This window comes from Streptomyces sp. NPDC038707 (assembly GCF_040636485.1).
In the GTDB taxonomy this organism is placed as follows: domain Bacteria; phylum Actinomycetota; class Actinomycetes; order Streptomycetales; family Streptomycetaceae; genus Streptomyces.
Genome location: NZ_JBEZUP010000006.1, coordinates 187,891 through 210,099, shown reverse-complemented (window position 1 = coordinate 210,099; position 22,209 = coordinate 187,891). Strand labels below are relative to the sequence as shown.

Genomic DNA, 22,209 nt, shown 5'->3' with positions numbered 1-22,209 from the left:
CGGTCAAGGGCGCAGCCAGCTGCAGAACGGCAGGTTGCGGACGACGGTGAACGCCAGCAGCAGGGCGGCGACGGTCCACAGGTGGACGGGGCCGAGGCGGATCCGCAGCGGCCGGCCGCGCGCCGCGCGCGCCGTCCAGACGGACCACAGTACGGCGAAGCCGAGGTAGGCGGCGACGGCCGGCGCATTGGCGCGCAGCGCGGTGAGCAGGTCGCCGTGGGCGAACGCGTGCGCGCTGCGGAGCCCGCCGCAGCCCGGGCAGTACAGGCCGGTGAGCGCGTAGAGAGGGCAGACGGGATAGTGGCCGGGCTGGTTCGGATCGACCGCGCCGACGTAGCCGAAGGCCCCGGCCACGGCCGCGAACAACCCGAGGGGCACGGCGAGCCGCCGCCGGACGGACCCGGCGGGCGCCCCAGGGTGCGAGAGGCCGGAGGACGCAGCGGACGGCCCGGAGTGCGGGAGACCGGAGGACGCAGCGGACGGCCCGGGGTGCGGGAGACCGGAGAACACGGCAGACCCGGCAGACCCGGCAGACGGCCCAGGATGCGACAAGCCGGAAGACGCGCCAGGCCCGGCAGGCGACCCGGGGTACGGGAGGCCGGAGGACGCAGCGGACGGCCCGGGGTGCGGGAGACCGGAAGACACACCGGGCCCGGCAGACGGCCCAGGGTGCGACACACCGGAAGACGCGCCAGGCCCCGCAGGCGGCCCGGGGTACGGGAAGCCGGAGGGCGTGGCGGGCGGGCCGGGGTGCGGGGTGTCGCGGGGGGCCTCGGCCGGGACCGTGCGGCTGTCAGCGTTCACGCGGGCATTCTGCCCCGCCCGGTGCAGCGCCGCCCGTCGGCGGCGACCGGCGCGGGCCCGGCCCCGCGCGGCCGGGAAACGCGAGGGGCGGTCCGCATCCCTCCGGATGCCGGACCGCCCCTCGGGAAAGCCTGGGGTCAGTGGCCCGCGGCGGCCGGCTCGGGGCTCGCCGACGTGCGCGCCACGGCAGCGGTCTGCTTCGGCTGGCCGAGGCCCATGGCCCGCATGATGCCGCCGACCACGCCGCCGAGGAGCGTGAGCGCCATGCCGGCCCAGAAGCCGACGGGCTGGGCCATCACCATGAAGGCGCCCGCGACGCAGAAACCGATGAAGGCGATGATGACACCGGTCCAGGCGGCCGGGGTGTGACCGTGGCCGTGGCTGCTGCCCGCCATGACTTGCTCCTCGTTGTTGCTGATGTACGTGTCGTATGAGGCGTCGTACGCTCGCCGGATCCATTGTCCCGTAGGCGTGCGCGCGCCGGACGCGGGGGTGGCGTCTGGTTCGCCACACCGCCCGGGCCCCCTCTCGGGCCGTGAGGTCAGGCGCCCGTCGGGTCCTCGCCCCGGTCCAGGGCCTTCCAGATCTCCTCGGGCCGCTCCGGGTCGGTGGGGCGGGCGGTGCGCCGGGGGCGGGCGGGACCGCGTTCGTAGCGGCCGGACATCGCGGGCCACAGGCGGCCGTAGCGCAGGGCGAGCAGCCCGGCGAGCAGGATCAGCAGCCCGCCGGCGGCCGCGACGTACGGCCAGCCTGTGTGGGTGAGCGCGTGCACCGTGGCGGAGCTGTCGCCGCTCACCTCGGCGGCCCGCTCGTCCAGCGCGGAGCCGTCCGAGACGCCCGCCAGGGCCGCGACGGCGATGCCGGCGCCGGACAGCGCGAGCAGCCCGGAGACGAGGAAGCGGCCGGCCCGGCGGACGGCGAAGACCGCGACGAGCGCGGCGAGGCCCACTATGGCGAGGGCCGCGGGGACGCCCGTGACGTCGCTGCCCTTGGCCGTCAGCGGGAACGCGCCGCCGGCCACCGTCGCGGTGCCCTCCGCCCAGCGCTGCCGGGTGGCGAGCAGTGCCACGGCCGCGCCGAGGGCGCCGAACAGCAGGGCCACGGCGAGGCTCCGCCGGCCGGACCGGGCGGATGCGGCGGCTTCGGAACGAAGGTGAGGTACGGCAGTCACGTACTCCACTATCGCCTGAACCCCCGGCGCACCGTCACCCGGGGTTGCTGTGAGAAGCGCCCTGTTGCCCGAGGCGGTTCGCCGTGTGCACCGCCCGCAGCACCGCCGCCGCCTTGTTGCGGCACTCCTGGTCCTCCGCGACCGGGTCGGAGTCGGCTACGACGCCCGCGCCGGCCTGGACGTAGGCCGTGCCGTCGCGGAGCAGGGCGGTACGGATGGCGATCGCGGTGTCGGAGTCACCGGCGAAGTCCAGATAGCCGACGCAGCCGCCGTACAGGCCGCGCCGGGACGGCTCCAGTTCGTCGATGATCTGCATCGCGCGGGGCTTGGGCGCGCCGGAGAGGGTGCCGGCCGGGAAGCAGGCGGTGAGCACGTCGAAGGCGGTGCGGCCGGGGGCGACCTTGCCGGTGACGGTGGAGACGATGTGCATCACGTGCGAGTAGCGCTCGACGGACATGAAGTCGACCACCTCGACCGAACCCGGCTCGCAGACCCGGCCGAGGTCGTTGCGGCCGAGGTCGACCAGCATCAGGTGCTCGGCGCGCTCCTTGGGGTCGGCGAGCAGTTCCTCGGCGAGCGCCTGGTCCTCCTGGGGGGTGGCCCCGCGGTGCCGGGTGCCGGCGATGGGGTGGACCATCGCGCGCCCGTCCTCGACCTTCACCAGCGCCTCCGGGGAGGAGCCGACGACGTCGAAGCCGTCGAAGCGGAAGAGGTACATGTACGGCGAGGGGTTGGTGGCCCGCAGCACTCGGTAGACGTCCAGGGCGCTCGCCGTGCAGGGGGTCTCGAAGCGCTGGGAGGGGACGACCTGGAAGGCCTCGCCCGCGCGGATGCGCTCCTTGATGTCCTCCACGGCCCGCTGGAAGTCGGGCCCGCCCCAGCGGGCGGTGTACACGGGCAGTTCGGAGGGCGGCAGCTGGGCCGGGGGCTGGGCGACCGGGCGGGTGAGGTCGGCCTCCATGGCGTCCAGACGGGCCACGGCGTCCGCGTACGCCTCGTCCACGCCGGTGTCCAGGTCGTTGTGGTTGATCGCGTTGGCGATCAGCAGGACCGAGCCCTCCCAGTGGTCCATCACGGCGAGGTCGCTGGTCAGCAGCATGGTCAGCTCGGGCAGCCGCAGCTCGTCGTGCTCGCCGGGGCCGATCTTCTCCAGGCGGCGGACGATGTCGTAGCCCAGGTAGCCGACCATGCCGCCGGTGAAGGGCGGCAGGCCCTCCTGGTGCGGGGTGTGCAGGGTCTCGAGGGTGGCGCGCAGGGCCGCGAGCGGATCGCCGTCCGTGGGGACGCCGACGGGCGGGGTGCCGGCCCAGTGGGCCTGTCCGTCCCGGGCGGTGAGCGTGGCGGCGCTGCGGACCCCGACGAAGGAGTACCGGGACCAGGAGCGGCCGTTCTCCGCGGACTCCAGCAGGAAGGTCCCGGGGCGTTCGGCCGCGAGCTTGCGGTAGAGGGCGACCGGAGTGTCGCCGTCGGCGAGGAGCTTGCGGGTGACCGGGATGACGCGCCGGTCGCCGGCCAGCTTGCGGAAGGTCTCGAGATCCATGGCGGCCGACCTTACTGAGCCGCTGCCGGAGCGGCGGAATCCGTGTCCCTCAGGAGCACGTCCTCGTCGAAGCAGGTGCGCGCGCCGGTGTGGCAGGCGGCGCCCACCTGGTCGACCTTGACGAGCAGGGTGTCGCCGTCGCAGTCCAGGGCGACCGACTTCACCCGCTGGACGTGTCCGGAGGTGTCGCCCTTGACCCAGTACTCCCGGCGGCTGCGCGACCAGTAGGTGCAGCGGCCGGTGGTCAGCGTGCGGTGCAGCGCCTCGTCGTCCATCCAGCCGAGCATGAGCACCTCGCCGGTGTCGTACTGCTGGGCGATGGCGGGGACGAGCCCGTCGGTGCTGCGCTTGAGCCGCGCTGCGATCTCCGGGTCGAGGCTGCTGGGCCGGGGGCTGCCGGTCGTACTGGTCATGGGTGCCATTGTGCCGCGCGGCACCGACAGCGGACCCCGGGCGTCCGGGGAATGGTCACCGCGGGGCGGCGGAACCCCCTCGGGAGGCCACGGGTGGGCGGAGGGATCACCTGGTCGTAGGCTGGCCGCATGTCGACCTTCGCCAAGCGTGAACGGCTCCTGCTCGCCGATCTCTTGGAAACCGTCGGTCCGGACGCCGAGACGCTCTGCGCGGGCTGGCGGACCCGTGACCTGGCCGCGCACGTGATCGTGCGGGAGCGCCGCCCGGACGCGGCGGGCGGCACGCTGGTCAAGCAGCTCGCGCCGCGCCTGGAGAAGGTGATGGCCGAGTACACCGCGAAGCCGTACGAGGAGCTGATCCGGCTGATCCGCACGGGGCCGCCGCGGTTCTCGCCGTTCCAGCTCAAGCAGGTCGACGAGGCGGCCAACATCATCGAGTTCTACGTCCACACGGAGGACGTCCGCCGCGCCCAGCCCGACTGGACGCCGCGCGAGCTGGACCCGGTGTTCCAGGACACGCTGTGGTCCCGGCTGGAGCGGATCGCGCGGCTGCTGGGGAAGGGCGCGCCGACGGGTCTGGTGCTGCGCCGCCCGGACGGACAGACCGTGGTGGCGCACCGGGGCACACCGGTGGTCACGGTGACCGGTGAGGCGTCGGAGCTGCTGATGTTCGCGTACGGACGGCAGCGCGCGGCCCGGGTGGACCTGGACGGGGACGCGGACGCGATCGACCGGCTGCACGAGTCGAAGCAGCTGGGGATCTGACCGGGGGCGCCGGCCGGGGAGCCGTGGGCATCTGGCGGAACCCGCCGGCCGGGAAGTACGGGAGCCGCCGGCCGGAGGTTCCGGGGCGGCCGACGCCGGCCCGCCCGGTGCCGGGAGCCCCGGGCAACCGACGGCAGCCCGCCAAGCACCAGGAACCCCGAGCAACCGACAGCAGCCCACCAAGCACCAGGAACCCCGAGCAACCGACAGCAGCCCGCCAAGCGCCAGGAACCCCGGGCGGCTGACGGCGGGGCCGTCCGCCGGGACGGATCAGGCATCGGTCGGCGGGCCCTCGGCCGGAGTGGCCCGGGCATCCGGCAGCCGGGGCCTCAGCCGGGGAGTTCCGCGCGGCGCAGAGCCGGTACGGCGAGGAAGACCAGGCCGCCGAGGCCGCAGACGGCGGCGCTGACGGTGTAGACGGGGCCGAGGCCGAAGGTGCCGGCCGCGGCGGCGGCGAAGGGCATGCTCAGCGGGGTGAGACCGAGGCTGACCAGGCTGGACACGGCGGTGACCCGGCCCAGGTACGCGGGGTCGGCCTGGGTCTGGAGCAGGGCCCCGCACAGCGCGCCGCTGAGTCCGGTGAGCAGGCCGACCAGCAGGGCGGTCGCGACGGCGGCGGCCAGGCCGGGGACGAAGGCGAGGGCGCCGACGGCCACGGAGCCCGCGGCGCAGGCGCACCCGGTGACCAGTCCGGCGCGGGGCAGCCGGCCGCGGGCGGCCAGCAGCAGCGAGGCGGCGCCCGCACCGGTGCCGAACCCGGCCAGGACCCAGCCCATGCCCGCGGCGCCCCAGCCGCGGTGGTCGGCGAGCAGGGTGAGGCCGACGTTCAGCGGGCCGACGAAGCCGAGGTCGCCGAGCGCGATGGCGATCATCAGCGGCCCGAGGACGCGGTGCCGGCGGACGTAGCGCAGCCCGGCCTTCAGGTCGGCCCGGGCGGTGGCGCCGCGCTCGCTGCCGGCGGGGCCTGCGGGCAGCTCCCGTACGCGGACGGACAGCAGCAGCGGCAGCGACAGCGCGATGAGCGCACCGGCGAGGGCGAAGGCCGCCGGGGCGCCGCCGAGGGCCACGCCGAGGCCGCCGAGCGGGGCGCCGACGACGCTCGCGGCGCGGACGGCGAGGCCGCGCAGGCCCTGGACGCGGGCGAGCTGGTCCGTGCCGGTGATCCGGGCGGGCAGGGCGCCCACGGCCGGCATGAACACGGCGTCGACGGTGCCGAAGACGCATGCGAGCAGGGCGAGCGGCCACAGGCCGGGGCGGGTGAGGAACAGCAGGGCGGCCACGGCGAGGACGGCGGCGCAGCGGACGGCGTCGCTGCCGATCACCACCCGGCGCGGGCCCAGCCGGTCGGCGAGCACGCCTCCGCCGAGCATCAGCACGGCCCGGGGCAGCGCGCTCGCGGACATCACGAGACCGGCCTGCGCGGGGGTTCCGGACTGCACGGCGGCCCAGGACAGGGCGAGGTAGTAGACGTTGTCGCCGAGCATCGAGGAGGTGTAGGCCCCGAGCCAGCGCAGCACGTTGGGGTCGCGGTGGGCCCGCGCGGGGGCGGGGGGTATGAGCGTGGCGGTCACGGAGGGGGTGTCCTCTCGGGCGCGGACGCGGTGCGGACGTCCCGCGCGGAAGGTGGGTCTCGAAAGGGGGCCGTACGCCGGGGTCAGAGGCGGAACGGGAAGCCGTACAGGTGCAGCGCGACGTGCTCGCGGCCCTCGGTGTCGCCGGCCGCCTCGCGGGCGCGTCCCTGTTCGTCGTAGCGCTTGAGCAGGTCGGTCAGGTCTTTCTGCAGCGCGGTCATTTCACCGGCGGTGAGCCGCAGCAGCACCTCGGTGTCACGGGCCGCCGCGTTCCACTCGGCGCCCCAGTGGGCCCGCGTGTCGAGGTAGGCGCGGTACATCTCCATGCGCTGCTCCAGGAACAGCCTCGAGGCCGCGATATGCGCGGCGGCCTTCTCGGGGGCGTCCCGGAAATCCTCGTCCCGGATGGAAACGCCCTCGGAGACCGGCCGCCACCAGCGCTCCCGCCCGTCGTCACTGCGTCCCTCGGCCTCCTCTACGAGGCCGTGCCCGGCCAGCTTGCGCAGGTGGTAGCTGACCAGGGAGACCGCCTCGTCCACCTGCTCGGCCAGCTGGGAGGCCGTGGCCGCCTCGGAGACGAACAGCAGGCGGTAGAGCTTCATGCGCAGGGGGTGGGCGAGCGCCTTGAGCGTCCCGATGTCCGTGATCCGGCGGTTCTCCTCGCGTGCCATGTCACCGGACCCTAGATGCGAAAGGAAAATTGCACAACATCTCTTGCGCAACTTTCCTTTCGTATCACTCCGTGAAGAAGCCCCGGCCGCCCGGCCGGGGCCTCCGGTGCCCTCGCCACCGCTACCTGACGGGATGCCCCGCCCCCCGCAGCGTCTGCTTCACCTCGCCGATGCGCAGGTCGCCGAAGTGGAAGACCGAGGCGGCCAGGACCGCGTCGGCGCCCGCGGCGATGGCCGGGGGGAAGTCGGCGAGCTTGCCGGCGCCGCCGGAGGCGATCACCGGGACCGTGACGTGCTTGCGGACCGCGGCGATCAGCTCCAGGTCGTAGCCGTCCTTCGTGCCGTCCGCGTCCATGGAGTTCAGCAGGATCTCCCCCGCGCCCAGCTCCGCCGCCCGGTGCGCCCACTCCACCGCGTCGATCCCGGTGCCGCGCCGGCCGCCGTGGGTGGTGACCTCGAAGGTGCCCTCGGGGGTGCGGCGGGCGTCCACCGACAGCACCAGCACCTGGCGGCCGAACCGCTCCGCGATCTCGCGGATCAGCTCCGGACGGGCGATCGCGGCGGTGTTCACGCCCACCTTGTCGGCGCCCGCCCGCAGCAGCTTGTCCACGTCCTCGGCGGTCCGCACGCCCCCGCCGACCGTCAGCGGGATGAAGACCTGCTCGGCGGTGCGGCGCACCACGTCGTAGGTCGTCTCGCGGTCGCCGGAGGACGCGGTGATGTCCAGGAACGTCAGTTCGTCGGCGCCCTCGGCGTCGTACACCTTGGCCATCTCGACGGGATCACCCGCGTCGCGCAGGTTCTGGAAGTTCACGCCCTTGACGACCCGGCCGTTGTCCACGTCCAGGCAGGGGATGACTCGGACCGCCAGGGTCATGACTGCTCAGGCTCCTCTGAATGCTTCTAGTTCCACTTCGACCAGGATGCGCGGGTCGACGAAGCCCTCGACGACCAGCAGGGTCGAGACCGGGCGCACGGAGTCGAACAGCTCCTGGTGGGCCCGGCCGACGGCTTCCACGTCCCGCGCATGGGTCAGGTACATCCGCGTACGGATCACGGACTCGATGCCGAGGCCGAACTCTCCGATCGCCTCCAGGGCGCTGGTGAAGGCCACCTTGGCCTGTTCGTACGGGTCGCCCTCGCCGTAGAGCACACTGCCCTTGAAGGACGTCGTGCCCGCCACCAGCACCCGGTCGCCCGCCGCCACGGCGCGTGCGAAACCGAAGGACTCTTCCCAGGGACTTCCGCTCTGCACCCGCCGCACGGCTTCGGACGTCATGACGACACAGCCTCCAAGGCCTCTTCCAGGGTGAACGCCTTCGCGTACAGCGCCTTCCCTACGATGGCGCCCTCGACACCGAGCGGCACCAGACCGGCGAGGGCCCGCAGGTCGTCCAGTGAGGAGACGCCGCCGGAGGCGACCACCGGGCGGTCGGTCGCCGCGCAGACGTTTCGCAGCAGTTCCAGGTTCGGGCCCTGGAGGGTGCCGTCCTTGGCGATGTCGGTGACGACGTAGCGGGCGCAGCCCTCCTTGTTCAGGCGGTCCAGCGTCTCGTACAGGTCGCCGCCGTCTCGGGTCCAGCCCCGGCCGCGCAGGGTGGTGCCGCGCACGTCCAGGCCGACGGCGATCTTGTCGCCGTGCTCGGCGATCACCCGGGCGACCCACTCGGGGGTCTCCAGGGCGGCCGTGCCGAGGTTCACCCGGGTGCAGCCGGTGGCCAGGGCGGCGGCGAGGGTGTCGTCGTCGCGGATGCCGCCGGACAGCTCCACCTTGATGTCCATCGCCCCGGCCACCTCGGCGATCAGGTCGCGGTTGTCACCGGTGCCGAACGCGGCGTCCAGGTCGACCAGGTGCAGCCACTCCGCGCCGGCGCGCTGCCAGGCGAGGGCGGCCTCCAGCGGGGAGCCGTAGGAGGTCTCGGTGCCGGACTCGCCGTGCACGAGGCGGACGGCCTGGCCGTCGCGGACGTCGACGGCGGGGAGCAGTTCGAGCTTGGCCATGGTCTACAGGGTTCCGATCCAGTTGGTGAGGAGCTGGGCGCCGGCGTCGCCGGACTTCTCGGGGTGGAACTGGGTGGCCCACAGGGCGCCGTTCTCCACGGCGGCCACGAACGGCTGGCCGTGCGTCGTCCAGGTGACCTTGGGGGCCTCGATCACCGGGTTGTGGGTCTCGAGGGACCACTCGTGGACGGCGTAGGAGTGCACGAAGTAGAAGCGGGCGTCGCTGTCCAGGCCCGCGAACAGGCGTGAACCGGCCGGGGCGTCGACGGTGTTCCAGCCCATGTGGGGCACCACGTCGGCCTGGAGCGGCTCGACCGTGCCGGGCCACTCGTCCAGGCCCTCGGCCTCCACGCCGTGCTCGATGCCGCGTGCGAACAGGATCTGCATGCCGACGCAGATGCCCATGACCGGGCGCCCGCCGGACAGCCGGCGGTCCACGACCCAGTCGCCGCGCGCGTCGCGCAGGCCCTTCATGCAGGCGGCGAACGCGCCGACGCCCGGCACCAGCAGCCCGTCGGCGTTCATCGCCCGGTCGAAGTCACGGGTGATCTCGACGTCGGCGCCCACGCGCGCGAGGGCGCGTTCGGCGGAGCGGACGTTGCCGAAGCCGTAGTCGAAGACGACGACCTTCTTCTTGCCCGACGGGGTGCTCAATTCCACACCTCCAGCCTCAGGACGCCCGCCGCCAGGCACAGGGCCGCGCCGATCGAGAGCAGCACGATCAGGCTGGTGGGCATCTTCTGCTTGACGAAGGAGATGATCCCGCCGACCAGGAAGAGGCCGACGACGATCAGCAGGGTCGACAGACCGGTCATGGGTTACAGCGCGCCCTTCGTCGACGGGAGGATGCCGGCCGCGCGCGGGTCGCGCTCCGAGGCGTACCTGAGGGCCCGGGCCAGCGCCTTGAACTGGCACTCCACGATGTGGTGGGCGTTGCGGCCGTAGGGCACGTGCACGTGGAGCGCGATCTGGGCCTGGGCGACGAAGGACTCCAGGATGTGCCGGGTCATCGTCGTGTCGTACGAACCGATCATCGGCGCCATGTTCTCGGGCTCGGTGTGCACGAGGTAGGGGCGGCCGGACAGGTCGACGGTGACCTGGGCGAGGGACTCGTCCAGCGGGACCGTGCAGTTGCCGAAGCGGTAGATGCCCACCTTGTCGCCGAGGGCCTGCTTGAAGGCGGCGCCCAGCGCGAGGGCGGTGTCCTCGATGGTGTGGTGGGTGTCGATGTGCAGGTCGCCGTCGGTCTTCACGGTCAGGTCGAACAGACCGTGCCGGCCGAGCTGGTCGAGCATGTGGTCGTAGAAGCCGACGCCGGTGGCGATGTCGGTGCGGCCTGTGCCGTCGAGGTCTATCTCGACCAGTACCGAGGTCTCCTTGGTGGTGCGCTCCACGCGTCCTGTGCGGCTCATGCGTTACAGCTCCTTCTTCAACTCACGGACCGCGTCGAGGAACGCGTCGTTCTCCTCCGGGGTGCCGGCGGACACCCGCAGCCATCCCGGTACGCCGTTGTCGCGGACCAGCACGCCCCGGTCGAGGATCCTCCGCCAGGCGTCGTGGGCGTTCGCGAACCGGCCGAACTGGACGAAGTTCGCGTCGGACTCGGTGACGTCGTAGCCGATCGCGCGCAGCTCGGCGACCAGCCGGTCCCGCTCGGCCTTGAGCTGCTCGACGTAGCCGAGCAGGGTGTCGGTGTGCTCCAGCGCGGCCAGGGCGGTCGCCTGGGTGACGGCCGACAGGTGGTAGGGCAGCCGGACCAGCTGGACGGCGTCCACGACGGCCGGGTGCGCGGCCAGGTAGCCGAGGCGCAGGCCGGCGGCGCCGAACGCCTTGGACATCGTGCGGGAGATCACCAGGTGCGGGCGGCCGTCCAGCAGCGGCAGCAGCGAGGCGCCGTGGCTGAACTCGATGTACGCCTCGTCCACGATCACCATGGACGGCTTGGCCGCCTGGGCCGCCTCGTACAGCGCGAGGACCGTCTCCGCGGGGACCGCGTTGCCGGTGGGGTTGTTGGGGGTGGTGACGAAAACGACGTCCGGCCTGTGCTCGGCGATGGCGCGCTCGGCCGCGGCCAGGTCGATCGTGAAGTCCTCGTTCCGGGGGCCGGAGATCCAGCCGGTGCCGGTGCCACGCGCGATGAGCGCGTGCATCGAGTACGACGGCTCGAAGCCGATGGCCGTGCGGCCCGGCCCGCCGAAGGTCTGCAGCAGCTGCTGGATGACCTCGTTGGAGCCGTTGGCGGCCCAGACGTTCTCGGTGCCGAGCGGGTGACCGCCGGTGTTCGTCAGGTACTTGGCCAGCTCGGTGCGCAGCTGGACCGCGTCCCGGTCCGGGTAGCGGTTCAGGTCGCGGGCGGCCCGGCGCACCCGCTCCGCGATCCGCTCGACCAGCGGCTCGGGCAGCGGGTAGGGGTTCTCGTTGGTGTTCAGCCGTACGGGCACGTCCAACTGGGGCGCGCCGTAGGGGGACTTGCCGCGCAGTTCGTCCCGTACGGGCAGATCGTCAATGCCGGTCACTTGCTCTCGGGTACCTTCCAGCCGAACCTCGCCTTGACCGCCGCGCCGTGCGCCGGCAGGTCCTCCGCCTCCGCCAGCGTCACCACGTGGTGGGCGACCTCGGCGAGCGCGTCCCTGGTGTAGTCCACGATGTGGATGCCGCGCAGGAAGGACTGGACGGACAGGCCCGAGGAGTGGCAGGCGCAGCCGCCGGTGGGCAGCACGTGGTTGGAGCCGGCCGCGTAGTCGCCGAGCGAGACGGGGGCCCAGGGGCCGATGAAGATCGCGCCCGCGTTGCGGACCCGGTCGGCGACCGCGGCGGCGTCGGCCGTCTGGATCTCCAGGTGCTCGGCGCCGTAGGCGTCCACCACCTTCAGGCCCTCCTCGATGCCGTCCACCAGGACGATCGCGGACTGCCTGCCCTTCAGCGCGGGCACGATCCGGTCGTCGACGTGCCGGGTGGCCGCGACCTGCGGTGCCAGCTCCTTCTCCACCGCGTCCGCCAGCTCGGCGGAGTCGGTGACCAGGACGGCCGCCGCGAGCGGGTCGTGCTCGGCCTGGCTGATCAGGTCGGCGGCCACGTGCACCGGGTCCGCGGTGTCGTCGGCGAGGATCGCGATCTCGGTCGGACCGGCCTCGGCGTCGATGCCGATCTTGCCGGTGAAGTAGCGCTTGGCGGCGGCGACCCAGATGTTGCCGGGGCCGGTGACCATGTTCGCGGGCGGGCAGGACTCGGTGCCGTGGGCGAACATCGCGACGGCGGTGGCGCCGCCCGCGGCGTACACCTCGTCCACGCCGAGCAGGGCGCAGGCGGCGAGGATCGTCGGGTGCGGCAGGCCCCCGAACTCGGCCTGGGCCGGGGAGGCGAGCGCGATGGACTCGACGCCGGCCTCCTGCGCGGGCACGACGTTCATCACCACGGAGGACGGATACACGGACCGGCCGCCGGGCGCGTACAGCCCGACCCGCTCGACCGGCACCCACTTCTCGGTGACCGAGCCGCCGGGCACGACCTGGGTGGTGTGGGCCGTACGGCGCTGGGCGCGGTGGACCAGCCGGGCGCGGCGGATGGACTCCTCCAGGGCGGCGCGCACGGCCGGGTCGAGGCCGTCGAGCGCGTCGGTGAGCGCCTGCGCCGGGACACGGACGTTTTCCAGCCGTACTCCGTCGAATTTCTCGGCGAAGTCGATCAGCGCCGCGTCGCCACGATGATGCACGGCCTCGCAGATCGGGCGCACCTTCTCCAGGGCGGCCTGAACGTCGAAGTCGGCTCGGGGCAGCAGGTCGCGCAGGGCGGAACCCTCGGGAAGGGCGTCGCCGCGCAGATCGATTCGGGAAATCACAGTCCCAATTCTCTCAGACCGCCGCGGGGAGCCGTCCGCGCGTATCAGTGTCTGATACAGACCGTGGCACGAAGACCGGCGCGCGGCGGACCGAAAACCGGTACTTGACGGCCCGCGGGCGGTGGCGCCACGGCCCGTCAGCCGCTCGTCGGCGGGTCAATGCCCGGTACAGACGGTGGCCGGAAACCGGAAGATCGCCTTCACCCGGAGTGTTCGGCAGGTCACACAACGGGCATGAACGGCTGTACGAAACACAGGACACGGAGAGACAGGACACGGAGAGAGGAGAGCGGTGACCGAGGGAGCCGGCATCCGCATCGCCGCCGGAGACCTGCCGGACGACCTGACCGCGACCGAGGCGGGCATGTGGCAGGCCTTCCGCAACGGCAGCGTGTACGACCTGAGCAGCGGGGACCTCGCGGCGGACGACCCGCACGGCGCGCACCCATGGGGCCCCGAGCGGACCGTGCGGGCCCGCATCGTGTGCTGGCTGCTGCTGGACGGCCCGCCGGCGCTGGCCGGCCGGGTGTCGTCGCTGAAGCTCGTCGGCGTACGGATCAGCGGGGTGCTGGACCTGGCCGGCGGCCAGGTCACGCCCTACGTGGAGCTGACGGGCTGCCGCTTCGACCACGAGGTCCGGCTGCCGGAGGCCCGGTTCACGACCGTACGCCTGGTGGACTGCGCGGTGCCGCGCCTGGAGGCGGCCCGGGTGCACACGGAGGGCGATCTGCACCTGCCGCGGAGCCGGTTCCAGGGCGGGGTCCGGCTGACCGACGCGCAGATCGGCACCGATCTGCTGCTCAACCAGGCGATCGTGTACCGGGACCGCAGCGGCCGGTCGATCGCGGCGGACGGCATGACCGTCGGCCAGGACCTCCAGGCGGAGCTGCTGGAGTCGCACGGCGAGCTGAGCCTGCGCGGCGCCCAGGTCGGTGTCTCGCTCAGCCTGCGCGGCGCGAAACTCGCCAACCCGCACGCCCGGTTCGCCCTGAACGCCCCCCAGCTCACGGTCGAGCGCACCCTCTACCTGACCCCGGCCGGCGTGGGCAGCCCCGCGCTGAGCGGCACCACGCCCGCGCACGGGACGCGCATCCAGCGCTTCGAGTGCCGGGGCGGGGTGCGGCTGGACGACGGCCGGTTCGGGGACGCCGTCGACCTGGAGCGGGCCCGGTTCACCTTCACCGACGACCAGGAGCTGTCGCTGCGCCGGGTGCAGACGCCGGAGCTGCGCTTCCTCGGGGACAAGCCGCAGCGCGGCAAGGTGGTGCTGTCGGGCGCGCGGGTGGTGAACCTGGTGGACCGCGCGAGCAGCTGGCCGGAGGCGGGCAGCCTGCACATGAGCGGGTTCAGCTACGAGAACCTGGTGCCGCAGGGCCCGTTCCCGCTGACCCGGCGCCTGGACTGGGTGGCGGCGGCCACCGCCGAGTACGCCCCGGAGCCGTACGAGCGGCTGGCCTCGGTCCTGCGCTCCGCCGGGGAGGACGAGGACGCGCGCGAGGTGCTGCTCGCCAAGCAGCGCCGGCGGCGCGAGACCCTGCCGCCGGCCGCCAAGGTCTGGGGGTTCGCGCAGGACTGGACCGTGGCCTACGGCTACCGGCCGGGCCGGGCCGCGGTGTGGATGGCGGTGCTGTGGGCGGCGGGCACGCTCGCGTTCGCGCACGCCGCCCATCCGCCGGTGAGCTCCGGCGGGCATCCGGCCTGGAGTCCGGCGCTGTTCACGCTGGACCTGCTGCTGCCGGTGATCGACCTCGGCCAGGTGGGCCAGTGGCAGCTGCGCGGCGGCTGGCAGTGGCTGGCGACGGTGATGGTGCTGGCCGGCTGGGTGCTCGCGACCACGGTGGCGGCGGGCGCGACCCGGCTGCTGCGGCGGAGCTGACCCTCGCCACACCCGCACAAGCCGACCCCTCGCACACAAGGGGCACATTCACCCTTTACAGCACCTTTACCGTCGGACGTACAACCTTCCGCGACTTGCCTCGTCCCTCTGGCGCCGCCCCGACCTGCGGACTTTCAATGGTCGGCACCATGGCTCTGCTGCCCTCGTTCATCCGCCCCCACCGCCGGATGTCCCCACGCCCCGCGCGCCCGGCCCACCGGCCACCGGCCGGGGACGAGGCCGTGCTCGACGCGCCCGACGACCGCCTCTCGCCCGCACTCGTCGCGGCCGGCCGGGGCGAGTACGCCACCGCGGCCGGTCTGCTCGCCGCCACCCGCGCCGCGGCCGACTGGGAGCACCGCGACCGGTACGCCCGCCGCCTGGCCGCCTTCGCCCGCTCGCGCCCGGAGTGGTACGACCGGTGGCGCGGCGCCGATCCGCACGACGCCGGGGTGCTGCTGGTCGGGGCCCAGCTGGCCGTGGACCGCGCCTGGCCCTCGCCGGCCCGGGCCGAGCTGCTGCGCGAGGTGAGCCCGCTGATCACCGCGGCCGCCCGCGCCGACGACCGCGATCCGGTGCCCTGGCGGATCGCGCTCGACCACGCGCGCGGCTCGCGGGCCGGGCACCGCTACTTCGAGGAGCTGTGGGAGGCGGCCGTCCGGCGCGCCCCGCACCACTACGGCTGCCATGTGGCCGCCCTGCGCTATCTGGCCGCCTCCTGGCACGGCTCGCACCGCGAGTGCTTCGACTTCGCCGACCGGGCCGCGCAGGACGCCCCGGCCGACTCCCTGGTCCAGGCGCTGCCCGCCCGCGCGGCCTTCGGCTATCTGACCGACGGCTGCGGCGCGGCGGTGCCCCGCGGCCGGCTGGAGGCGGCGGCCGACCGCGCGACGGCGCTGTCCGCGCGGCTGCCGGCGGCCGACCCGGGCCCGGCCGAGGTCCGCAACAAACTGCTGTACGTGCTGCTGCGCCTGGAGCGCTGGGCGGACGCCCGGACCCAGCTGCGCCTGATCGGCCCGTACGCCACGTCGTTCCCCTGGGACCGGTTCTCCACGGACCCGCTCGGCCACTTCCTGCGGCTGCGCGAGGTCCTGGAGACGCCGGTCCCGGGGGCCGCCCTGGCCGGGCTCCTGACGGCCCGGCCGGAGGGCGGTGACGGGCACGGCGGACGCGCCCGCGCCGGGGGCCACTAGGCTGGGGCGCCGTGACCACCGTCCGTCTGCCGCTCTTTCCGCTGAACTCGGTGCTGTTCCCGGGTCTCGTGCTGCCGCTGAACGTCTTCGAGGAGCGGTATCGCGCCATGCTGCGCGAACTGCTGAAGACCCCCGAGGACGAACCGCGCCGGTTCGCCGTCGTCGCCATCCGGGACGGCCACGAGGTCGCGCCGAGCGCCCCCGGCATGCCCGATCCCACCGCGGAGCCGGCGCGGGGGCCGGCCGCGGGCTTCGGCCCCGACCCGCTGCGCGCCTTCCACGGGGTGGGCTGTGTGGCGGACGCCGCGACCATCCGGGAGCGGTCCGACGGCACCTTCGAGGTGCTGGCGACCGGCACGACCCGGGTGCGGCTGCTGTCCGTGGACGCGTCGGGCCCCTATCTGACCGCGGAGCTGGAGGAGCTGGCGGAGGACCCCGGGGACGAGGCCGGCGCGCTGGCCGAGGACGTCCTGCGGTCCTTCCGTGGCTACCAGAAGCGGCTGGCGGGCGCCCGGGAACGTTCGCTGTCCGGCTCCGCGGAGCTGCCGGACGACCCGAGTGTGGTGTCGTACCTGGTGGCCGCGGCGATGGTGCACGACACGCCGACCAAGCAGCGGCTGCTCCAGGCGCCGGACACCGCCTCCCGGCTGCGGGACGAGCTGCGCCTGCTGCGCGCGGAGACGGCGATCATCCGCAGCCTGCCGTCGCTGCCCGCGTTCGAGCTGACGCGGGCGCCGACGAGCCTGAACTGAGGGACCACGAGGAAACCGAGGATGGCGAAGAAGCAGAGGAAGCAGCAGTCCGGGGGCACGCCCGCGACGGTGGCCCTGACGGCGGCGGGCGTGGACTTCACCGTCCACGCCTACGACCACGACCCGTCCCACCCCTCCTACGGCGAGGAGGCGGCCGAGGCGATGGGCGTCTCCCCCGACCGGGTCTTCAAGACCCTGGTGGCCGAGGTGGACGGTTCGCTGGTGGTCGGCGTGGTCCCGGTGGCCGGCTCGCTGGACCTCAAGGCCCTGGCGGCGGCGGTGGGCGGCAAGCGCGCGGCGATGGCCGACCCGGCGCTCGCCGAGCGCACCACGGGCTATGTCCGCGGCGGCATCTCCCCGCTCGGCCAGCGCAAGAAGCTGCCCACGGTCCTCGACGACTCGGCCGGGGCCCATCCCACGATCTGCGTCTCGGCGGGCCGCCGCGGCCTGGAGGCCGAACTGTCCCCGAAGGACCTGGCCGAGCTGACGGACGCGGTACTGGCCCCGATCGCGAAGACCTGACCGCCGACCGCACCACGACGCCCCCGGGAACCCCGAAGCCCGGCCCTCACGGCCTACGGCGCACCGGCGTCCCGGGGCCGCAGCCCACGGAGTACCGGGCGCCCGGGAGACGGCCCCGCAGGCCACGGCACGTCCCGGAGCCGGCCCCGCCCCGCGCAGGCCCGGTCTCCGGGACGGGCTCGCGCCCGTCACGATGTACCAGGTCCACGATTCAGGCCCGGGGCACGACGGCCCTGGGCCTGACCACCGGGTCACGGCGTCCCCGGACAGGCTCCCGCAAATCACGACGTACCAGGTCCGGCATCCGGGCCCGAAGCACGACGGCCCAAGGCCGGACCACCGGGCCACAGCGTTCACGGACCCAAATCCGCACCGCACGGGCCACGGCGTCCCGGGACGGGCTCGCGCAAGCCGCGACGCACCGGTACCCGCGAGGGTCACGGTGTCCCGGGCGAGGTCCCCCAAGCTGCGGTGTGCCGGACCGAGGGCCGGGGCCGGGCACGGAGGCCGAGGCCGGGCACGGAGGCCGAGGCCGGGCACGAGGGCCAGAGCCGGGCACAGAGCCCGGGGCCGGGCACGAGGGCCAGAGCCGGGCACAGAGCCCGGGGCCGGGCACAGAGCCCGGGGCCGGGCACAGAGCCCGGGGCCGGGCACAGAGCCCGGGGCCGGGCACAGAGCCCGGGGCCGGGCACAGAGGCCGGGACCGGGCACGAGGACCAGAGCCTGCCACGGGGGCCAGAGCCGGGCACGAGGACCAGAGCCTGCCACGGAGACCAGAGCCGGGCACGAGGGCCCAGGCACCGCGCCGTCACGGCGTCTCGGGGTCCCGGGGGCCGAAGAGGGCGGTCAGGCCCAGGTGGGCGAGGAGGGCGGCGAGCGGCCAGGCCAGCAGCGCGCCCTTGGCCGACAGCTTCAGCGGCGCCGAGAACGTCACGCCCTTGCCCACGGCCTGAGCGTGCGCGAGCACATCCGCGTCGGGGCCGAGCCAGATCCCGAGACGCCAGGCCAGCAGGGACCCCAACAGCCCGCCCAGGCCGAGCGCGACCGCCAGGGGCGCCCCGCCGCGCCGGCGCAGCAGGAAGACGACGAGCGCGCTGACGAGCCCGAAGCCGAGCCCCAGCAGAGTGAACGTTCCGTCGACCCCGACGGCCTGCTCCCCCTCGCTGTCCTTCAGATAGACGACCCAGTTCCCGTCCAGCACGTCGCCGACCAGCGGCACACGCGGGGCCAGCCACCACCACAGCAGCCCCAGCAGCACCCCGCCGAGCGCCAGCGCCACCGTGATCACGGCGGCCTCCCGCAGCTCGGTCCGCAGCCCGGGACCGTCCTGTTCCCGCCCGTCCCCGGCGGGCGGCGGCCCCTGCCGGACCTGGTGCGCGGAGTCGTCGTGCGGCGGTGGAGTCAACGGTGCGGTCACCCTGCCATCGTGCCAGGTCGCGCCGCGCGCCGCGTCACCGGACGGCGGCCCTGCGGTAGGCCCGGGTGGCCACGGCCAGCGAGACGACGCCGACGCCCGCGCACACCCCCAGGTCAGCCAGGACGAGCGCCCAGTCCGGATGGTCCCCGAAGGTCCGCGCGTACGCCTCCACGCCGTAGGTCGAGGGCAGCAGATCGCGGGCCAGCCGGACCACCCCGGGCATCCGGTCGGCCGGCAGCACGCCCAGCAGCAGCGCCGCCGACATGCCCAGCTGACCGAGGAGCGTGGCCAGTTCGGGCCGCGGCGCGAGCAGCCCGCACGCGGCACCGAGCCCGGCCAGCGCGGCCCCGGCGAGCGGGATGACGGCCAGCAGGACCCACAGGTTGGTCAGCGGCAGCCCGAACAGCGCACAGCCGAAGACGGCGGTGACCAGGGTGCCCGGCACGGTGAAGGAGGCGTACGCCGCCGCCGCGCCCAGCACCACGGCGGCCGGCGGCACCGGCAGGGTGGCGTAGTGGTCGAGCCCGCCGCTGGCCCGCAGCTGCCCGAAGTACTGCGAGAGCAGGTTCAGCGCCACGTAGGCGACGACCAGCACCGAGGAGCCGGCCACCACGGACTGGGCCTCGTGGCCGCTGTCGACCACCCCGCGCATCATCACGGCGATGCCGACGGACTGGAAGGTCGCCACGAACAGCAGCGGGATCCGTGCCACCCGGGCCCGGGACAGCTGCGCCCGGTAGACGGCCGCCAGCGACGGCCACAGCCGCGCACGCGGCCCGAGCTCGGCCGCGCCGGACGCCGTCTCCGGCACGGCCCGGGAGCCGCCGGGCAGGACCTCGGCGGGTACGACACTCACGACGAGCTGCTCCTCTTCGCTACGGCTGCGGCACGGACCCGCACGTGCTGCGGGGCCTCGCTCACGCCCTCACCAGTCCCTGCCGGGCCTCGCCGCCCAGCGCCAGATAGACGTCCTCCAGGCTGGGCGTGGCGAGCGTGAAGTCGTCCAGGGCGGCGAAGGCGGCCCCGCCGGTCACCGTGGCGACGACGGCGCGGGCCTCCTCGGGCGCGAGCCGCAGCGTCCAGCGCCGGCCGGACCGCGCCGCCCGCTCGCGCAGGACGGCCACCTCGGGCACCTCCAGCGGCGCCCGCTCCCGCCACACCAGCTCCACCCGGACCTCGCCGGCGACCCGGGTCTTGAGTCCGGCGGGGGTGTCGCAGGCGATGACCCGGCCCTGGTCGAGCACGGCGACCCGGTCCAGCACCGTCTCGGCCTCGATGACGTTGTGGGTGACCAGCAGCACGGTCGTGCCGTGCTCGGCCCGCCGCCGGTCCACGGCCGCCCACACCGCGCGCCGGGCCACCGGGTCCATGCCGGTGGTCGGCTCGTCCAGCACGAGCAGCGGGCGCCGGCCCACCAGCGCGGCGGCGAAGCAGGCGAGCCGCCGCTGCCCGCCGGACAGCTTCCTCAGCGCCCGGCCGGCGATCGGGGTCAGCCCCAGCTCCTCCAGCACCGCGTCCCGTTCGGCCCGGGCCCGCCGTACGTCCAGGCCGCGCAGGCGGCCGGTGGTCTCGACGGCCAGGGAGACGGTCAGCTCGTCCAGGGCGCTGGACTCCTGGCCGAGGTAGGCGAGGATCCGCGCGGCCCGCTCGGGGTGCCGGACGATGTCGTGGCCGAGGATCTCGACGCTGCCCGCGTCCGGCCGCAGCAGCCCGGTGAGCTGCCGTACCAGGGTGGACTTGCCGGCACCGTTCGGACCGAGCAGCCCGAACACCTCGCCGCGCCGCACGTCCAGCTCCACCCCGTCGGTGGCCCGCACCTCGGGGGTGCCCGGCGTGCCCCGGCGGCCCCGGACGGCCGGGTAGGTCTTGCTGAGCCCGCGCACGCGTACGACCTCGTCGTACCCGAGTGCCTGTCCCGCGCGCGTCATCACAAGGGACGAGACTACGGGGTCGGGGCGCTTTACTCGCCTTTGGGGGCGGCTACGGGGGTTCAGTCGGCGGCGGGCGCGTGCTGTTCGGCCGCCGCCGGGATGTCGAACTCGCGCCAGAACCCCGCCCGGATGGCGTAACGGTCGTGCTCGTCGATCTGGTCGTCCTTGTGCGCGAGCAGCCCGAACCGGGCCGCGTAGCGCAGCAGCTCGCCGTCGATGCGGTGCGGGATGCGCGGGTACATCTGCGACAGCCGCTGCAAGTGGCCCTGGTCGCCGAGCCGGGAGATCCAGCGGCGGGCGAAGACCTGCCCCACCTCGTACGGGTCGCCCCCGACGGTGGTGATGTCCTCCTCCCGGTCGGCCCACCGCTGTTCGGCGGTGGTCAGCTGGGCCAGCGTCGGCAGGGAGGCGGCCTCGGCGGGCTCGGCGGCCACGCCCGGCCGGTCGACCCAGCCCTTGTCGGAGGACCAGCGCAGGGTCGCGGTCGTCGGGTGCTGCACGGTCTGGGTGCCGGGTGCGCGCAGCGCGGCCAGGTCCTTGGGGGTGGGGACGCCCTTGGCGGCGGCGACCCGCTCGGGGGCGCCGTTCTGCGCCGCCGTGGCGGCCGGCGGGTGCGCGGGCTGCTGCGCGGGCCGTTCGGCCGTCGCGGGCGCGGACTCGGGCAGCGGGGCGGAGAGGATCGCGGCGATCTCGGGGCGGGGCGCGGGCGGCGGGGGGCAGACGCCGGTCAGTTCCTTGGCGCGGACGGCCTGGGTGATCCAGGCGCGGTCCAGCACCCGCCGCTCGTCGGCCTCGGCGACCAGGTCCTCGGACTGGTTGTAGTCGCCGTCGGCGGCCTGGACGGCCCACAGGTGGACGGCGACGCCGTGCTCCTTGGCGGCCATCATGCCGGGCAGCAGATCACCGTCGCCGGTGACCAGGACGACGTCGGAACAGGCGCGGTTGCGGGCCAGTTCGGTCAGTTCGGCGTGCATGGCGGCGTCCACGCCCTTCTGGGCCCAGCGTCCGTCGCTGCGGGTCAGGGCGCCCAGCCGGACGGTGACCCGGGGCATCACGCGCAGCCGGCGGTGTTCCGGCTGGGGCACCCGGTCGGGGGCGCCGTCGAACCAGTAGATGCGCAGCAGCGGGCGCTCGGTGTCGGACTCGGCGCGTTCACGCAGGGCCTGGATCAGCGCGGCGTGGTCGACGGTGATCCGGGACCGCGAGGGCTCACCCGCGAGGAGGCTGGCGGCGGCGCCCAGCAGGTACCCGGCGTCCACCAGGACGATGCAGCGGTCCACGCGACTCACCCTCTTCCCGGGAGGCTTTGCTTCGGACTTGCTTCGAGTCTGCCCGACCCCGCGGAGCTTAACGGCCCGAACTCGATCATCGGCGTGGCGTTTCCGGTTCCCGTCCGCCCAGCTGCCCTGTCACACACGGTAATTATCCGACATGCGCTTGATGTCAGCGTATGTGAATCTGGTCCCGGCCCTGGCCCCTAGATCCCCCACAGGAGGCATCACCATGGCCAAGAACAAGAACCGCAAGCCGGCCGGCCCGAAGAACCGCGCGCAGCAGAGCGAGCACGCGCAACGGCCCCCGGCGGAGGAGCACGAGTCGCCGGTGTCCCACATCCAGGGCGGCCCGGCGGAGGGCGCGCGCAAGAAGCACAAGAGCTTCGGCCACAACTGACAGGGCAGTTGAAGCCCGGACACCTATGAGGGGCGCACCCGTGACGGGCGCGCCCCTTTTCCTGCCGTCTCGT

At 74.2% G+C, this 22,209-nt stretch carries 25 protein-coding genes; 6 read left to right on the top strand and 19 right to left on the bottom strand.

Annotation, left to right across the window (positions count from 1 at the left end; genetic code table 11):
• Window positions 1-3: 3 nt before the first annotated feature.
• The 5 genes from AB0E62_RS11435 to hisI form a co-directional block, all read right to left on the bottom strand.
• Window positions 4-378, bottom strand: a complete 375-nt coding sequence (locus AB0E62_RS11435) for a DUF2752 domain-containing protein (RefSeq protein ID WP_362191144.1) — start codon at window positions 376-378, stop codon at window positions 4-6.
• A gap of 563 nt (window positions 379-941) precedes the next feature.
• A complete protein-coding gene (locus AB0E62_RS11430) occupies window positions 942-1,199 on the bottom strand; it encodes an HGxxPAAW family protein (RefSeq protein ID WP_362191142.1) in 258 nt (85 codons plus the stop codon).
• Window positions 1,200-1,345: 146 nt separating this feature from the next.
• Window positions 1,346-1,984, bottom strand: coding sequence for a TIGR02234 family membrane protein (locus AB0E62_RS11425; protein WP_362191140.1), 639 nt, complete (start codon window positions 1,982-1,984; stop codon window positions 1,346-1,348).
• A gap of 25 nt (window positions 1,985-2,009) precedes the next feature.
• Window positions 2,010-3,515, bottom strand: a complete 1,506-nt coding sequence (locus tag AB0E62_RS11420) for an anthranilate synthase component I (RefSeq protein ID WP_362191138.1) — start codon at window positions 3,513-3,515, stop codon at window positions 2,010-2,012.
• Between the two features lie 11 nt (window positions 3,516-3,526).
• A complete protein-coding gene (gene hisI / locus AB0E62_RS11415) occupies window positions 3,527-3,928 on the bottom strand; it encodes a phosphoribosyl-AMP cyclohydrolase (protein WP_362191136.1) in 402 nt (133 codons plus the stop codon).
• A 129-nt stretch (window positions 3,929-4,057) separates the two neighbouring features.
• Here hisI and AB0E62_RS11410 point away from each other — a divergent pair, with 129 nt between their 5' ends.
• Window positions 4,058-4,693 (top strand): TIGR03085 family metal-binding protein, encoded by a 636-nt coding sequence (locus AB0E62_RS11410; RefSeq protein ID WP_362191134.1) that lies wholly within the window; start codon window positions 4,058-4,060, stop codon window positions 4,691-4,693.
• Window positions 4,694-5,022: 329 nt separating this feature from the next.
• Here the strand turns inward: AB0E62_RS11410 and AB0E62_RS11405 are convergent, their stop codons facing one another.
• The 10 genes from AB0E62_RS11405 to hisD all read right to left on the bottom strand — a co-directional run bounded on the left by AB0E62_RS11405 (window position 5,023) and on the right by hisD (window position 12,774).
• A complete protein-coding gene (locus AB0E62_RS11405; protein WP_362191132.1) occupies window positions 5,023-6,264 on the bottom strand; it encodes an MFS transporter in 1,242 nt (413 codons plus the stop codon).
• An 83-nt stretch (window positions 6,265-6,347) separates the two neighbouring features.
• Window positions 6,348-6,935 carry a helix-turn-helix domain-containing protein gene (locus AB0E62_RS11400; protein ID WP_362191130.1) on the bottom strand — a complete coding sequence of 196 codons (588 nt, stop codon included), beginning with the start codon at window positions 6,933-6,935 and terminating at the stop codon, window positions 6,348-6,350.
• A 121-nt stretch (window positions 6,936-7,056) separates the two neighbouring features.
• Window positions 7,057-7,812 (bottom strand): imidazole glycerol phosphate synthase subunit HisF, encoded by a 756-nt coding sequence (gene hisF, locus AB0E62_RS11395; RefSeq protein WP_362191128.1) that lies wholly within the window; start codon window positions 7,810-7,812, stop codon window positions 7,057-7,059.
• A gap of 6 nt (window positions 7,813-7,818) precedes the next feature.
• On the bottom strand, window positions 7,819-8,214 hold the full coding sequence (locus AB0E62_RS11390; protein ID WP_362191126.1) for a RidA family protein: 396 nt from the start codon (window positions 8,212-8,214) through the stop codon (window positions 7,819-7,821).
• A complete protein-coding gene (gene priA / locus AB0E62_RS11385; protein WP_289965617.1) occupies window positions 8,211-8,936 on the bottom strand; it encodes a bifunctional 1-(5-phosphoribosyl)-5-((5-phosphoribosylamino)methylideneamino)imidazole-4-carboxamide isomerase/phosphoribosylanthranilate isomerase PriA in 726 nt (241 codons plus the stop codon). Before priA ends, AB0E62_RS11390 begins: the two co-directional genes overlap by 4 nt.
• A gap of 3 nt (window positions 8,937-8,939) precedes the next feature.
• Window positions 8,940-9,590: an imidazole glycerol phosphate synthase subunit HisH gene (gene hisH, locus AB0E62_RS11380; RefSeq protein WP_362191123.1), complete on the bottom strand. Its 651-nt coding sequence runs from the start codon at window positions 9,588-9,590 to the stop codon at window positions 8,940-8,942.
• A complete protein-coding gene (locus AB0E62_RS11375) occupies window positions 9,587-9,751 on the bottom strand; it encodes a hypothetical protein (RefSeq protein ID WP_362191121.1) in 165 nt (54 codons plus the stop codon). Before AB0E62_RS11375 ends, hisH begins: the two co-directional genes overlap by 4 nt.
• A 3-nt stretch (window positions 9,752-9,754) precedes the next feature.
• Window positions 9,755-10,348 (bottom strand): imidazoleglycerol-phosphate dehydratase HisB, encoded by a 594-nt coding sequence (gene hisB / locus AB0E62_RS11370; protein WP_362191119.1) that lies wholly within the window; start codon window positions 10,346-10,348, stop codon window positions 9,755-9,757.
• A 3-nt stretch (window positions 10,349-10,351) separates the two neighbouring features.
• Complete coding sequence (locus AB0E62_RS11365; RefSeq protein WP_362191117.1) at window positions 10,352-11,452, bottom strand: histidinol-phosphate transaminase; 1,101 nt, start codon at window positions 11,450-11,452, stop codon at window positions 10,352-10,354.
• Window positions 11,449-12,774, bottom strand: a complete 1,326-nt coding sequence (hisD, locus tag AB0E62_RS11360) for a histidinol dehydrogenase (RefSeq protein ID WP_362191115.1) — start codon at window positions 12,772-12,774, stop codon at window positions 11,449-11,451. Before hisD ends, AB0E62_RS11365 begins: the two co-directional genes overlap by 4 nt.
• Window positions 12,775-13,066: 292 nt before the next feature.
• On the opposite strand from hisD, the gene AB0E62_RS11355 reads away from it, so the two are divergent.
• The 4 genes from AB0E62_RS11355 to ybaK all read left to right on the top strand — a co-directional run bounded on the left by AB0E62_RS11355 (window position 13,067) and on the right by ybaK (window position 17,117).
• Complete coding sequence (locus AB0E62_RS11355) at window positions 13,067-14,650, top strand: oxidoreductase (RefSeq protein ID WP_362191113.1); 1,584 nt, start codon at window positions 13,067-13,069, stop codon at window positions 14,648-14,650.
• A gap of 137 nt (window positions 14,651-14,787) precedes the next feature.
• Complete coding sequence (locus AB0E62_RS11350) at window positions 14,788-15,843, top strand: hypothetical protein (RefSeq protein ID WP_362191111.1); 1,056 nt, start codon at window positions 14,788-14,790, stop codon at window positions 15,841-15,843.
• 11 nt (window positions 15,844-15,854) lie between these two features.
• Window positions 15,855-16,595, top strand: a complete 741-nt coding sequence (locus AB0E62_RS11345; RefSeq protein WP_362191109.1) for an LON peptidase substrate-binding domain-containing protein — start codon at window positions 15,855-15,857, stop codon at window positions 16,593-16,595.
• A 21-nt stretch (window positions 16,596-16,616) separates the two neighbouring features.
• A complete protein-coding gene (gene ybaK, locus AB0E62_RS11340; RefSeq protein WP_362191107.1) occupies window positions 16,617-17,117 on the top strand; it encodes a Cys-tRNA(Pro) deacylase in 501 nt (166 codons plus the stop codon).
• Between the two features lie 808 nt (window positions 17,118-17,925).
• On the opposite strand, the gene AB0E62_RS11335 is transcribed toward ybaK, so the two are convergent.
• The 4 genes from AB0E62_RS11335 to AB0E62_RS11320 form a co-directional block, all read right to left on the bottom strand.
• Window positions 17,926-18,534, bottom strand: coding sequence for an AAA family ATPase (locus AB0E62_RS11335; RefSeq protein ID WP_362191105.1), 609 nt, complete (start codon window positions 18,532-18,534; stop codon window positions 17,926-17,928).
• Window positions 18,535-18,568: 34 nt separating this feature from the next.
• Window positions 18,569-19,390, bottom strand: coding sequence for an ABC transporter permease (locus AB0E62_RS11330; protein WP_362191103.1), 822 nt, complete (start codon window positions 19,388-19,390; stop codon window positions 18,569-18,571).
• A 61-nt stretch (window positions 19,391-19,451) separates the two neighbouring features.
• The gene (locus AB0E62_RS11325; RefSeq protein WP_362191101.1) at window positions 19,452-20,462 is read right to left on the bottom strand and encodes an ABC transporter ATP-binding protein; all 1,011 of its coding nucleotides are present in this window, start codon (window positions 20,460-20,462) and stop codon (window positions 19,452-19,454) included.
• Between the two features lie 62 nt (window positions 20,463-20,524).
• On the bottom strand, window positions 20,525-21,745 hold the full coding sequence (locus AB0E62_RS11320) for an NYN domain-containing protein (RefSeq protein WP_362191099.1): 1,221 nt from the start codon (window positions 21,743-21,745) through the stop codon (window positions 20,525-20,527).
• Window positions 21,746-21,968: 223 nt separating this feature from the next.
• On the opposite strand from AB0E62_RS11320, the gene AB0E62_RS11315 reads away from it, so the two are divergent.
• Entirely contained in the window at window positions 21,969-22,136 is a 168-nt protein-coding gene (locus AB0E62_RS11315) for a hypothetical protein (protein WP_362191097.1), read from the top strand.
• Window positions 22,137-22,209 lie beyond the last annotated feature (73 nt).

Bases quoted from the DNA above. Each gene is read 5' to 3' on its own strand.
- AB0E62_RS11430 (WP_362191142.1), bottom strand. From the start codon at position 1,199: ATGGCGGGCAGCAGCCACGGCCACGGTCACACCCCGGCCGCCTGGACC.
- AB0E62_RS11420 (WP_362191138.1), bottom strand. From the start codon at position 3,515: ATGGATCTCGAGACCTTCCGCAAGCTGGCCGGCGACCGGCGCGTCATC.
- hisI (WP_362191136.1), bottom strand. From the start codon at position 3,928: ATGACCAGTACGACCGGCAGCCCCCGGCCCAGCAGCCTCGACCCGGAG.
- AB0E62_RS11410 (WP_362191134.1), top strand. From the start codon at position 4,058: ATGTCGACCTTCGCCAAGCGTGAACGGCTCCTGCTCGCCGATCTCTTG.
- AB0E62_RS11400 (WP_362191130.1), bottom strand. From the start codon at position 6,935: ATGGCACGCGAGGAGAACCGCCGGATCACGGACATCGGGACGCTCAAG.
- hisF (WP_362191128.1), bottom strand. From the start codon at position 7,812: ATGACCCTGGCGGTCCGAGTCATCCCCTGCCTGGACGTGGACAACGGC.
- AB0E62_RS11390 (WP_362191126.1), bottom strand. From the start codon at position 8,214: ATGACGTCCGAAGCCGTGCGGCGGGTGCAGAGCGGAAGTCCCTGGGAA.
- priA (WP_289965617.1), bottom strand. From the start codon at position 8,936: ATGGCCAAGCTCGAACTGCTCCCCGCCGTCGACGTCCGCGACGGCCAG.
- AB0E62_RS11375 (WP_362191121.1), bottom strand. From the start codon at position 9,751: ATGACCGGTCTGTCGACCCTGCTGATCGTCGTCGGCCTCTTCCTGGTC.
- hisB (WP_362191119.1), bottom strand. From the start codon at position 10,348: ATGAGCCGCACAGGACGCGTGGAGCGCACCACCAAGGAGACCTCGGTA.
- AB0E62_RS11350 (WP_362191111.1), top strand. From the start codon at position 14,788: ATGGTCGGCACCATGGCTCTGCTGCCCTCGTTCATCCGCCCCCACCGC.
- ybaK (WP_362191107.1), top strand. From the start codon at position 16,617: ATGGCGAAGAAGCAGAGGAAGCAGCAGTCCGGGGGCACGCCCGCGACG.
- AB0E62_RS11325 (WP_362191101.1), bottom strand. From the start codon at position 20,462: ATGACGCGCGCGGGACAGGCACTCGGGTACGACGAGGTCGTACGCGTG.
- AB0E62_RS11315 (WP_362191097.1), top strand. From the start codon at position 21,969: ATGGCCAAGAACAAGAACCGCAAGCCGGCCGGCCCGAAGAACCGCGCG.